Genomic DNA, 12,465 nt, shown 5'->3' with positions numbered 1-12,465 from the left:
TCCTTTGAACCAACTCTCAGAAAGACGAATAAGCCTGTGGCAGCTATTGATTTCCGTTCTAAAAGTGGGGAGTATATCGTTTGGTGGATATATGGCACTGGTTTCCATTTTACGTGATGAGCTGGTAGACCGCAGGCGGGTGTTGAAAGATGAAGTGATTATGGATGCAGTGGCACTAGCTTCTATTTTTCCTGGCCCCTTGGCTGTCAATATAGTGATATACGTTGGTTATAAGCTGAGGGGAAAAGCGGGAATGCTCATTGCCTTTACCGGTATCATTTTACCTGCTTTCGTGTTGGTTTACATACTCACCTACCTCTATTTCGAATATGGAGATGTCCTCAATGTAGAACCCATCTTTAAAGGAGTCATGCCGGCGGTCGTTGCCATTATCCTATCCGTGGCTATTAAAATGACCAAATCGCACATCAGACACAGGGTGCAGGTGCTATTACTACTGATTTCTATTGCGACTTTGTTGACCTTTACCGGTTTCAAAAACATCATTGTACTCGTGGCAGGAGGAGCCATTCTAGGCTACTTATTTTTTCGGCATGAGGTTCAGGGTTCTAATGATTTGAATGAAATACCGGTCTCACGATTCAATGGAAAAGATGTACAGGTAGTGGCTCTGGCCTTGGTTGCTGTAGCCGGGGTGCTACTGGCTTTAGCGCTCTTTGGTGAGAAGAGTATGGTTCTCCAGCTGATCTCGGTTTTCAGTGCCATGAGTCTGAGTCTGTTCGGTGGCGGGTATGTGTTTATCCCTATGATGCAGGAGGTAGTGGTAGAGTCACTGGGATGGTTAAGCAATGCGGAATTTATTGATGGCATTGCTCTTGGACAGGTGAGTCCGGGGCCCATCATGATTAGCTCGGTTTTTATTGGCTACAAAGTGATGGGGATTACTGGGGCCTTGGTAGCCACAGCTGCGATGTTTTTGCCCTCTGGTATTCTGATGGTGGCGGGTTCACAGATGATATTGCGCCATTCGGATTCCATACTATTTAAATCCGCTATGAAAGGGGTCTATGCGGTCACCATCGGGATGATCTTCAGTGCTTGTGTGAAGATCGGAATGGGCCTGGAAGTAGATGTGGTTCCAATCGCTATTTTCTTTGTGGGTTCTCTGTGCCTGATCAGGTATAAGATGAACCTTATCTATGTAATATTGAGCGCGGGCTTGGCCGGGAGTTTTTTTATGTAACGACCGAAGAGACTTCTGAATAGTTAGAGAAGCTACTGATGCCATGTTATGACCATCAAGGGATGGTTCTAATGTTTTTTACCCAAAAATTAATAAACGTCAAATAAACGTTTATTATATTTGTGAGGTGGAGTGAGCAGTAGATTCATTCTTAAACACCGACTTAAACCTCTTCTATGAACGATCTATCTCAAAGGGTAAGCAGTCATTTTGCGGAGCAATTTGGAGCCAAACCAGTGCTGGTTCGCGCTCCCGGCCGCATTAACCTCATTGGTGAGCATACTGATTATAACAATGGTTTTGTCCTGCCTGCGGCTGTGGAGCACGCCATTTTTTTTGCCATTGGTAAGTCAGATAATGCAGACAGGTGCAGTTTGATTTCTCTTGACTTTGAGGATCGATATGATTTTGACCTGGCAGATATGCAGCCACTGCCGACTGACTCCTGGCAAAACTATATCCTCGGTGTGGTGGCAGAAATACAGAAGTCGGGCCGCCAAGTGGCCGGGTTCAATTTGGTGTTCAGTGGGAATGTGCCTCGAGGATCGGGTATGTCGTCTTCAGCAGCCCTCGAGTGCGGCACTTGTGCCGGGCTCAATGAGCTGTTTGAGCTGGGTATTCCCAAAGTGGATATGGTGAAGATGTCTCAGATGGCTGAACACCATTATGCCGGAGTAAAGTGTGGGATCATGGATCAGTTTGCGAGCATGATGGGCGCCAAAGATCAGGCCCTGCTACTGGATTGTCAGAGCCTGGAGTACAGGCATTTTCCCATCGGGCTGAATGACTACTCACTGCTCCTTTGCAACTCCAACGTGACGCACAGTCTGGCGAGCTCCGAGTATAATGTGCGCAGGCAACAGTGTGAAGCTGGGGTGTCAGGCCTTCAGAAGAGATTTTCAGGAATCAGTTCATTGCGGGATGTGAGCATGGACCAGTTGAATCAGGTGCAGAGCCAACTGGATGAGGTAGTCTATCGCCGCTGCAAATATGTGATCGAGGAAAACGCCCGGGTGAATGAATTCACCACAGCACTGACGCAATCAGATCTGATAAAAGCAGGGGAAATCCTGAAAAGTGCTCAGAAGGCCATGAAGGATGAGTATGAGATCACTTGTCCGGAGATAGACTTTATGGCCGATTTTGCCAATGCACATGAGGACATACTGGGCGCACGAATGATGGGGGGTGGCTTTGGTGGATGCACGCTTAATCTGATCAAAAAGGGTCGGGAAGCCGCTTTCATCGAGGCGCTTAATGAGGCGTATATGGATCAATTTAATCAAGAGATCACACCCATTCAGGTTAATATCTCCGACGGGGTTTCTCTAATCAAGGTATGATATGAAAGCATTTGACAAGCCACATAAAAGATACAATCCACTCACTGATGAATGGGTGCTGGTATCACCCCACCGGACCAAGCGGCCCTGGCAGGGAAAGACGGAGGAGGTAGAGGAGACGCGCCGACCCACACACGATCCATCCTGCTACCTGTGTGCTGGCAACGAGCGCATGGGAGGACAGCACAACCCGATGTATGAAAGCACTTTTGTCTTTCAGAATGACTTTGCAGCGCTACTGGAGGGAAATGAGCAAATGGAAACCTCCAAAGGGTTACTGCGCATGCAGGAAGAAACGGGTCTTTGCAAGGTGATCTGTTTCTCCCCGGATCACTCACTCACCATGCCCGAAATGACCATAGAGTCGCTGACGGAGGTGGTGAAAGTTTGGAAGCGTGAGTTTGAAGCGCTGGAGCAGATTTCTTATATCAGGAATGTTCAGATTTTTGAAAATAAGGGATCCATCATGGGCTGCAGCAACCCACACCCACATGGGCAAATCTGGGCACAGAGCTCGGTCCCTAATGAGATTGCCAGGAAAACCCGGACACAGCAGGCCTATTATGTAAAACATAAGCGGAGCTTGCTGGAAGATTACCTGGAACAGGAACTGGAGGATGGTTCACGAATTATTTGCAGGAATGAGCATTTTGTTGGTCTCATTCCATTTTGGGCCGTTTGGCCATACGAAACGATGATTATTCCAGCCAGGCATTTTCAGGCGATCACGGATATGACCATCGAGGAGGAAGTTGCTTTTGCAGACATACTTTCAAAAATCACCATCCGCTATGATAACCTCTTCAAGTGCTCTTTTCCCTACTCGGCAGGCATGCAGCAGCGGCCTACCGATGGGCAATCACACGAAGGATGGCACTTTCACTATTCTTTTTACCCACCACTGCTCAGGTCTGCCACAGTGAAGAAATTTATGGTGGGTTATGAAATGTTTGCCAACCCTCAACGAGATATTACCGCTGAGCAAGCGGCCGAAACCTTAAGATCACTTTCTGAAAAGCACTACAAAAATGGATAACACAAAAACGATATTGGTCACCGGCGGAGCTGGTTACATTGGTTCACACACGGTGAGGTTATTAGCTGGGCTGGATTATCACATTGTGGTCCTGGACAATCTGGTGTATGGGCACAAGGAGGCAATTGTCAATGACTCGGTAGAGCTGGTTCAGGGGGATATTGGGGACGAGGAATTATTGCAGGAGCTGTTTAAGAAACATCAGTTTTCGGCGGTACTGCATTTTGCGGCTTATGCGTATGTAGGGGAGTCGGTATCTGATCCTCACAAGTATTATGTGAACAACGTGGCCAGACCACTGACCCTGCTCAAAACCATGGTGGATCATCAGTGCCTGAAGTTCATCTTTTCTTCCACCTGTGCTACTTATGGCAATCCGGAGTATGTTCCGTTGGATGAATCACACCCACAAAACCCTGTGAGTCCCTATGGAAAGAGTAAGTTTTTGCTGGAGCAAATGATCAAAGATTATGAGACTGCCCATGGGTTGAAATACGTGTTTTTACGCTATTTCAATGCCAGCGGTGCATCAGAAGATGGGTTGATAGGAGAAGACCATAACCCGGAAACTCACCTGATCCCGCTAATCCTGGATGCAATCACTGGAGATCGTGCCGCTATCAAGGTGTTTGGTACGGATTACCCCACGCCGGATGGCACCTGTGTGCGGGATTATATTCATGTTAATGACCTGGGAAATGCTCATATCAAAGCCCTGGAATACCTCAACAAAGGAGGGGAGTCGTTGGCTTGCAACCTGGGCACCGGGTTTGGCTACTCAGTGATGGAGGTGATCAAGGCTGCCGAGGAGGTGACAGGGATGCCGGTGCCTTATGAGCTGGCAGAAAGGCGGGCCGGGGATGCAACTGAGCTGGTGGCTAATGCCAAGCTAGCACTGGAAAAGCTGGGCTGGGATCCAAAATACAAAGAGATTTCAGACATTATACAGACTGCCTGGAACTGGAAAACCGGAACAAGAAAAGGGAGGTTTTGAGGAGATCAGCAATGGCGAAGGAAACACCGTGAAGTTATGGCTCATTCAAGGAACAAAATAGAGCTGGTCGAAAACTTGATTTCTAATGGATAATGTATTTGAATTGCATCATGATGTTTACAGAATTTGTGAGCAGACGAACGTATTTCTTCTCCATTCAAAAATAATCAGATGTTCAGACAGATGACAGCCGGGTTTGCCCTGGTTTTGGGACTTTCAGTACACGCGCAGGACCTGTTGCAATATGTGGATCCAATGATTGGAACCGCGCGAATGGGGCACACCTATCCGGGAGCCACAGCACCTTTTGGGATGGTACAACTAAGCCCTGATACTGACACTATACCGTACGCTGTGGATGGCAAGTATACGGGGGATGTTTACAAGTATTGTGCAGGTTATCAGTACGAAGACAAAACTATCGTGGGGTTTAGTCATACCCACTTCAGTGGTACGGGCCATTCAGATTTGGGGGATTTCCTTATTATGCCCACTACCGGAACCCTACAGCTCAATCCAGGTACGGCTGATCACCCTGAGAACGGTTACCGATCAATTTTTTCTCATGAAAATGAGATGGCGGAAGCGGGATATTATAAAGTCAAATTAGATGATCATGGTGTTATCGCAGAGTTGACAGCCACTACCAGGGTAGGGGTGCATCAGTATACTTTTCCGGAAGTAGCTGAAGCACATATTATCCTGGATATGATGTATGGTATTTACAATTATGACGAGAAGACCACCTGGGCTTTTATCCGAATGGAAAATGATACCCTCATCACGGGCTATAAATCCACGAATGGTTGGGCGAGAACTCGCACGGAATATTTTGCCATGGCATTCAGCAAACCGGTAAAGTCCTACGGATTTAAAAGCTACGAAAAGCACCCTTACAGAGGTTTTTGGGGACGGTTTGATCAGGAAATGAATTTCCCAGAGGCTGCCAATGAGAAAATCAGGGCGCATTTTGATTTTGATGTGGCAGCTGGTGAGAAGATACAGGTTAAACTGGCTCTTTCTCCTGTGAGCACAGCTGGTGCATTGCGCAATCTTCAGACTGAAGTACCCGGATGGGATTTTGAAGAGGTCAAAAGACAGACGCAGGCCAGTTGGAATCATGAGCTGGGCAAAGTGACGGCTGATTTGGGAAATGATGATGACCTGACCAGTTTCTATACCGCCATGTATCACGCCTTTCTGGGCCCCACAGTCTATATGGATGTAGACGGGCAATACAAGGGATTGGATCAGAATGTGTATCTCGCAGATGCTTATACTAACTACACGAGCTTTTCACTCTGGGATACTTATAGGGCGCTGCATCCATTGTTTAACATACTACAGCCGACTAGAAATCAGGACATGATCCGGTCTATGATGGCGCACTATGATCAGAGTGTTCATCATATGCTTCCTATCTGGTCACATTATGCCAATGAAAACTGGTGTATGATTGGCTATCACAGTGTGTCCGTGATAGCAGATGCAGTGATCAAGGGGAACGCGGATTTTGATGTGGAACATGCATTGAAGGCTTGTGTGCAAACGGCGAATACCCGATATTTTGATGGCATTGGGGAATACATTGATCGGGGGTTTGTGCCGGAAGATAAGAGCAGGGCATCCGTCTCCAAAACCCTTGAGTATGCTTACGATGATTGGTGCATAGCGCAGATGGCTAAAAAGCTCGGGAAGAAAGATCTCTATCAGGAGTTTATCAGGCGTTCTGAAAGTTATCAAAATGTCTTTGATGAGAAGGCAGGGTTTATGAGACCGAAGCTGGCCAGTGGTGAATGGGTGGAAAAATTTGATCCGCTGGATACACACTGGCAGGGGTTTATAGAAGGGAATTCCTGGAACTACAGCCTTTATGTGCCACATGATCCAAAGGCGATGATAGAAATGATGGGAGGTAAGGCAAGATTTACTACTCATTTGGATTCACTGTTTTCAATGGAGCTGCCTGATCGGTATTTTGAACATACTGAAGACATTTCCAGAGATGGGATCATTGGTAACTATGTACACGGGAATGAGCCATCTCACCACGTGGCATATCTGTATAACTGGACTGATGAGCCCTGGAAAACACAGGATAAGATTCGAATGATTTTGAAGGCTATGTATCAGCCAGCAGCTAATGGGCTGGGAGGGAATGATGATTTTGGGCAGATGAGCGCCTGGTATTTGTTCAGCTCTATGGGTTTCTATCCTGTGGCACCAGGTTCGGATCAGTATATGCTGGGGAGTCCCGCTGTGCATTCGGCTACTATTCACCTAGAAAACGGCAGGGATTTTTTTATAGAAGCCAAGCATCAAAGTGATCGTAATGTTTTTGTGAAGAAAGTAGAACTCAACGGCAAACCTCTTGGAGTGCAATACATCACTCACGAACAAATGATGGAAGGTGGTAAGCTGACTTTTTATATGACCTCAAAGCCTAATCAATAACCCGATGCAAAAAATACAATTGACCTTTTTGATCGCATTTTTCACCATGGGCCAGCTGGTTGCTCAGTCCGGAAACCCCCTTTTTGAAGGATGGTACGCTGATCCCGAGGGCATCGTATTTGATGACCTGTATTGGATTTTCCCTACCTATTCGGATGCGTATGACCGGCAGGTATTTATGGATGCCTTTTCTTCTCCGGATTTGATTGCCTGGCAGAAACACGAACGGATCATTGATACCGCAGCCATTGCCTGGGCCGACAGTGCGATATGGGCGCCTTCGATCATAGAGAAGGGTGGGCAATATTTTCTCTTTTTTGCCGCTAATGATATTCAGAACAATGATGAACCAGGCGGTATTGGAGTGGCGGTAGCGGATAACCCCGAGGGCCCCTATAAGGACTATTTGGGAGTGCCTCTTCTGGGAAAAATTGTCAATGGAGCCCAACCGATCGATCAATTTGTTTTCCAGGATATAGATGGTCAGTATTATATGATTTACGGTGGATGGAGGCATTGCAATATTGTGAAGCTCCAGAATGATTTTAGAGGTTTTGAGCCGTATGCGGATGGAAGTATTTTTAAAGAGATAACCCCTGAGGGGTATGTAGAGGGGCCATTTATGTTTATCAGGGGAGGTAAGTACTACTTTATGTGGTCTGAAGGAGGCTGGGGTGGCCCCAACTACAAGGTAGCTTACGCGATGGCCGACTCACCGTTTGGGCCCTTTAAGCGAATAGGAGTGGTATTGGAGCAAGATCCAGAGATAGCTACTGGAGCGGGCCATCATTCACTGATCAAAATTCCGGGCCAGGATGAATGGTACATAGTTTATCATCGCCGACCACTTTCAGAAACTCACCACAATCACCGGGTGACCTGTATAGATAAAATAGAGTTTGACGCTGATGGATTAATCAAACCAGTGAAGATTACCTTCGGGGGAGTGGCCAGGCGCCTGTTGGAAGCCAGATAGTCACTGTGGAAATAAACTACTCAGGTGGCCATAATCGTATCCTATTTTTTCTGACAGGAAACGAGATTAGTTAATGGTCAGATCAAACAGATCGTGATGATGGATGGTATCGATATTTTTGTGATCGAAATCGAATGAGTTTTCATTTGGGGTTGAGTTGTTGACAAGATGAATTCAATTGATTGTTGTTACTCCTGGTAAAACTCGGTGAGTTCTTTCATATACACTTCATGCCATCCATCCACTATGTCATCATAGTCCTGATCGGGGATGTTGGTGTGATTGACCTCTATGGAAGTGCCCTTTTTGTGAGGGTGAAATTTCAGCGTCACAATAGAGGGCGTGTCCTGCTCCCCAAAGTACCACTGCTGACGGATCATTTTGCCCTCTTCAAACTCCAGATTTTTACCCAGGATGCTTCCATCCCAGAGTGAAAACTCTGAATCCACCTCAGGTTTGAAAATAGCCGGGGATCCTGTCCATAGTTCTATGGTTGGTTTGAAGGTAAGCGCGGCATACACTTCTTCGGGTTGTCCCGCTACAATGAAATATTTTTTAAAATCCGCCATTGATGACAAAGGTAGGGCGTAAATAAAAAAAGGATGCCTATTGGCACCCTCTTTTCACTTAACCAGTTATTTCTTCTTTACTTCACGAGCATTCTTTTGATCAAAGCGCCCTCACTGCTGATGATTTTGTAGAAGTAGATTCCAGGCTCAAATTGATCTGCGTTCAGGATAAACCGATGTTTGCCGCTGGTGAGTTCGTGATCTACAATGGTCATCACTTCTTTACCATCCATGGCATATACCGAGAGTCGGACATTTTGGGTCTTATCCAGGCTCATTTCTATGGTGGTAAAGTCGGTAAAGGGGTTGGGGTAGTTTTGACTGAGCGAAAATCCAGCGTTTTCCACTTGTGGGAAACCTTCAGATGTTCGGGCAGAGCCTGACCAGCCATTGTCATACCAGCCCTCTCCGCACCTGGACAAGTCCCCGGTTTGTGCGCCTCCATTGTCATTGAAGACGATGCTGGCACAGGTGGCATCCGCTATGGTATATGACCACCAGCCATTGCCATCGTTGGTCATTTGTGCGCCAGGCCAGGTGGTACCAGCCACGGAGGATGGCGTCACATTCCAGTAATGCATTTTGGCAGTGCTCCAGCCGGAGGGCTTTTGATAGTGAATGGTCAAGCCGGCAGAAGTGCCCGGTAGATCATCATACCAGGTGCCATCCATGTACCAGCCTTCTCCACACCGGTAGAGATCTGCGGTTTGGCTGGCGCCATTGTTGCTAAAAATCAAATTGGAACAGGCAGCATTACCTATGGTATAGCTGTACCAGCCATCGGCCTCTGCTGTCATGGTTTCTCCAGGCCAGGTGGTCGTCTGGCCGGAGGGAGTCGCTCCCCAGAAATAGACCTCAGGGCTGGTGTAGCCATTCGGCTTGAAGTGCACGATGAGCCCGGAAGCGGGGGGCTCAAAAGTAAAAGCTGCACTCACTACTGTGGAGCTGGCACCCTGACTGTCCACTGCCAGCGCCTTGATGGTAAGGTCATCAGAGACTGAAAGGGCTGTGCTGTATACGCTGGAGGCAGTGGTTGGTGTACTACCATTCAGGGTATAGTAGATGGTCGGGTTTGGATCTGAATCGTCAGTAGCCGAGAGGGTCACACTCACATTGTCGCCATCCGTGAAAGTGCCACCCTGCGGGGAAATGGAGACTACCGGTGGTTGATTGGTGGTGACCCGGGGATCCGTATCTTTCCATACTCCATTGATGTCATACCACCCATCTGAGGAGCGGGAGAGGTCTGCGGTTTGTGCGCCACCATTGTCATTGAATACTATATTGGCACTGCTGGCATTGGTGAAATCATATCGGTACCATCCATTTCCTTCTGAGGTCATGGTCGGGCCAGGCCATGTGCTGCCGGCACCGGAAGGTGATAGGTTCCAATAGTGGATGTTGGCGGTAGACCATCCGGAAGGTTTCTGAAAGTAGACCGTGATTCCTTCTACTGCCCCAATGGTATAAGTGTGCGAAAGCACGGTTGATTGTCCACCCTGATTGTCCACTGCCATGGCCTTCAGTGTGGAGGTGGAGCTGATGGTGAGTGCGCCACTGTATACTGCACTGGAAGTAGAAGGCGTAGAGCCATCTAAGGTATAGTAAATGGTATTTGGCGCATGCTGTGAGCTTGCTGAAAGCGTGACTTGCACGGGGTTGCTATATACACCTCCGGAAGGGTTAGCACTCACCACAGGCTGGCTGGGCCCTGAGCCTGCCTGGAAGAAACCTACGCCGTTTTCGCCGATCATTCCTGGTCCGTTGAGTACATAGATACCCGCCGACCCTGACTGTACAGTGAAGCTCAATGATCCATTCGAAACGTTCTGTTCGTTGCCGGTGACCGCATCCCGATAGATACCATTGGTAAGGCCGGAGAAGTTGAAAGTGGCGGAGCCATCCTTAGCCAGTCCTACGGCTACTTCACTGCTACCATGGGTTCTTACATAACCCACACCATTTCCTCCTGCATTTCCATCCCACCTCCAGGCGCCCTTCTGCAAGGCCGGAATCGCCCTGCGCATGGCATTCAGTTTTTTGATGTGCTGATAGATAATGTGGTTGGGTGCGTTGGCAAATTCGGCTCCATAGTATGCGCGGCCCGTTTCGTCAATCGATTTTTCTATACCTGTGGCATCGTGGATGTCTGCGTATTCTCCTTTTTTAAACTGGATTTCTGTGCCGTAATACACCACCGGAATCCCTCGCCAGGTAAACATAAAGTTCATACAGGCGGCGAGGTTCTCGGCACTGCCACCATATCTTCGGTTCCAGTCGTTATTTGGGCCAAAGTCATGGTTGTCCAGCCAGGTGAGCAGGGTAGATGGGTCGCTGTACAAGTGATCGTATCGGGCCGCGGCCTGCACATTGGCAAAGCTTTCTCCTGACTCGAATACACCATGGAAGGTGGCCTCCGCATAGAAATCCAACACAGCGATATCCGAGTTTTGAGAAGCGCCTACAGCACCTCTCCAGGTGTACCAGTGTGGGTTGATTTCTTCCACATTATGGAGTTCATGTCTTTTCTGAGCTACCTCTCCGAAAATGAAAAGGTCTGGATTCACTGCATGAAAAGCATCTTTGAAAGCGAGCACATCGTCTTTGCTCATGTGTTTCATGGTGTCCCAGCGGAAGGCATCCACCCCCATATTGATGAAGGTGGTGTAGGCGGCGATCAGGTAGTTTTGGACCACAGAGCTTCCGGTATTCAGGTCGGGGGTGTCTCCCGCCAATGCCCGGTTGTACAGGTTCTCCGTATCATCCCAGCCTTGTGCGAATCCGTTTCCGGAGTGATGGTACCAGTTGGGATCTGAAGTGTCTACGTAGGATTGGGTGCTCGGCCAGTTATAGTTTTGCAGGTTTTGATTGTAAGGTGCGGGCATGGTAGGGATGTTGGCCCGGCTCCAGATCTTACCGTCGTCCGGATTGGGAGTGATACCATCGTACTCCCAGTTGGGGTTGGGCTGGAGCGTATTGCCATTGGAGTTCTGCCCCCATGGCTGGTTGGGGTCGGTGTTGTATTTGATTTCGGCCTGACCTTTGATTCCAAATCTGCCCGCATGGTTGGTCACAATGTCGAGGACGATCTTCATGCCTCGGGCATGTACTTCATTGATCAGATCCTGAAAGGTGGCGCCTGGTGACTCCAGTCTGGGGTCTACCCGGGTGAAGTCCCATGCGTGGTACCCGTGATAGTCCAGCGGGCTCCTGTTGTGGACGATGGGCGTGATCCAGATGGCAGTGAAGCCCAGGTCCTGAATGTAATCGAGTTTTTGGATGAGCCCTTTGAAATCACCCCGCCAGGTAACGTCCTGAGGATCGGTAATGGAAGGACGCACATTGGGGTCAGGGTCATATGAACTCCACTCATTGGGTGCATTGTTGGATGGATCTCCGTCAAAAAATCTGGAGGTAAGGAGGAAATAGATCGTTTCCTCCCGGAAATCCACCTGTCCGAAAGAGAGATGAGTAGACAGGCAACTCATCAGAATGATCAAAGCAAGGGTTGCTTTTCGCAAAGTGTACATAGGTTGTTGGTTTGGTTGAGAATAACTTTTGAGCCCATGAGTTTCCTCACGGTACAACACAAGCTTACCCACACCACATTTCCCAATCGGCACATGTTATCACTTGGGCGCTATCAGTCCTTTGGTGAAAGTATCATTTCATGTTTTAGCACTTGGTTCATTTCTCTAACCAGCTAGTATACAGTTGATTGGATTTGATAAGGAATAAGCCATTTATCCAATGAAAAATCTGAGGGATTCATAAAGTACCACCATCTTAAAAGTGTTTGGTGGTACTTTATTGGTGAATTATGAGATTGGGAATACGGTAGGGTTATGAGAGCCTTTTATTAATATATTGAAAATCTATCATGTGTTTT

The 12,465-nt window shown here is 47.9% G+C and carries 8 protein-coding genes; 6 read left to right on the top strand and 2 right to left on the bottom strand.

Annotated features, from left to right (window positions below):
- Nucleotides 1-4 precede the first annotated feature (4 nt).
- The 6 genes from chrA (at nucleotide 5) to ACHKAR_RS20560 (ending at nucleotide 8,007) form a co-directional block, all read left to right on the top strand.
- Nucleotides 5-1,204 (top strand): chromate efflux transporter, encoded by a 1,200-nt coding sequence (gene chrA / locus ACHKAR_RS20585; RefSeq protein WP_395419305.1) that lies wholly within the window; start codon nucleotides 5-7, stop codon nucleotides 1,202-1,204.
- 176 nt (nucleotides 1,205-1,380) lie between these two features.
- The gene (gene galK / locus ACHKAR_RS20580; RefSeq protein WP_395419303.1) at nucleotides 1,381-2,547 is read left to right on the top strand and encodes a galactokinase; all 1,167 of its coding nucleotides are present in this window, start codon (nucleotides 1,381-1,383) and stop codon (nucleotides 2,545-2,547) included.
- A 1-nt stretch (nucleotide 2,548) separates the two neighbouring features.
- The gene (locus ACHKAR_RS20575; RefSeq protein ID WP_395419301.1) at nucleotides 2,549-3,583 is read left to right on the top strand and encodes a UDP-glucose--hexose-1-phosphate uridylyltransferase; all 1,035 of its coding nucleotides are present in this window, start codon (nucleotides 2,549-2,551) and stop codon (nucleotides 3,581-3,583) included.
- Nucleotides 3,576-4,577, top strand: coding sequence for a UDP-glucose 4-epimerase GalE (galE, locus tag ACHKAR_RS20570; RefSeq protein WP_395419300.1), 1,002 nt, complete (start codon nucleotides 3,576-3,578; stop codon nucleotides 4,575-4,577). The genes ACHKAR_RS20575 and galE overlap by 8 nt, the downstream gene beginning before the upstream one ends.
- A gap of 171 nt (nucleotides 4,578-4,748) precedes the next feature.
- A complete protein-coding gene (locus ACHKAR_RS20565) occupies nucleotides 4,749-7,031 on the top strand; it encodes a GH92 family glycosyl hydrolase (RefSeq protein ID WP_395419298.1) in 2,283 nt (760 codons plus the stop codon).
- 4 nt (nucleotides 7,032-7,035) lie between these two features.
- Entirely contained in the window at nucleotides 7,036-8,007 is a 972-nt protein-coding gene (locus tag ACHKAR_RS20560) for a glycoside hydrolase family 43 protein (protein WP_395419297.1), read from the top strand.
- A 188-nt stretch (nucleotides 8,008-8,195) separates the two neighbouring features.
- Here the strand turns inward: ACHKAR_RS20560 and ACHKAR_RS20555 are convergent, their stop codons facing one another.
- Entirely contained in the window at nucleotides 8,196-8,576 is a 381-nt protein-coding gene (locus tag ACHKAR_RS20555) for an SRPBCC domain-containing protein (protein WP_395419296.1), read from the bottom strand.
- Between the two features lie 77 nt (nucleotides 8,577-8,653).
- Nucleotides 8,654-12,106: a starch-binding protein gene (locus ACHKAR_RS20550; RefSeq protein ID WP_395419294.1), complete on the bottom strand. Its 3,453-nt coding sequence runs from the start codon at nucleotides 12,104-12,106 to the stop codon at nucleotides 8,654-8,656.
- Between the last annotated feature and the right edge of the window lie 359 nt (nucleotides 12,107-12,465).

The sequence above is a fragment of the Marinoscillum luteum genome (genome assembly GCF_044005705.1).
GTDB lineage: Bacteria > Bacteroidota > Bacteroidia > Cytophagales > Cyclobacteriaceae > Marinoscillum > Marinoscillum luteum.
Note: the sequence above shows the minus strand (reverse complement) of the source record. Positions and strands in the feature narration are given on the sequence as shown.

Coding starts and splice junctions, on each gene's coding strand:
- galK (WP_395419303.1), top strand. CDS start 1,381: ATGAACGATCTATCTCAAAGGGTAAGCAGTCATTTTGCGGAGCAATTT.
- ACHKAR_RS20575 (WP_395419301.1), top strand. CDS start 2,549: ATGAAAGCATTTGACAAGCCACATAAAAGATACAATCCACTCACTGAT.
- galE (WP_395419300.1), top strand. CDS start 3,576: ATGGATAACACAAAAACGATATTGGTCACCGGCGGAGCTGGTTACATT.
- ACHKAR_RS20565 (WP_395419298.1), top strand. CDS start 4,749: ATGTTCAGACAGATGACAGCCGGGTTTGCCCTGGTTTTGGGACTTTCA.
- ACHKAR_RS20560 (WP_395419297.1), top strand. CDS start 7,036: ATGCAAAAAATACAATTGACCTTTTTGATCGCATTTTTCACCATGGGC.
- ACHKAR_RS20555 (WP_395419296.1), bottom strand. CDS start 8,576: ATGGCGGATTTTAAAAAATATTTCATTGTAGCGGGACAACCCGAAGAA.
- ACHKAR_RS20550 (WP_395419294.1), bottom strand. CDS start 12,106: ATGTACACTTTGCGAAAAGCAACCCTTGCTTTGATCATTCTGATGAGT.